We start from the raw sequence: 237 nt of genomic DNA, 5'->3' as shown, positions 1-237 counted from the left end.
GACCGTCATCAGGTCGGCGCGCATCGCCTGCAGGGCGATCAGCCGTCCGTTGAGCCGGATCTTCTCAGCGAACGCGTCCCCGTGCAGACACAGCGACAGCACTGCCCCTTCCCAGAACTCCACCGCCGAGTGCTCACCGTCGGGTGAGACCCGCAGCAGCATCGAGAGCGGGTGCTCCGGGGCCGGGACCCGGCCTCCGTCGGCCTCGCGCCGATATACCGTCAGCGGCAGGGTCGC

Annotated in this window: 1 protein-coding gene; it reads right to left on the bottom strand. The window is 70.0% G+C overall.

From position 1 onward, the window contains the following. Positions 1-237 (bottom strand): phage portal protein (locus tag KZZ04_RS20790; RefSeq protein ID WP_219424119.1); only part of this gene is annotated, 237 nt, incomplete at both ends.

The sequence above is a fragment of the Pseudoalteromonas sp. CR1 genome, from assembly GCF_019392235.1.
GTDB lineage: Bacteria > Pseudomonadota > Gammaproteobacteria > Enterobacterales > Alteromonadaceae > Pseudoalteromonas.
This window is presented reverse-complemented; position numbering and strand designations above follow the sequence as displayed.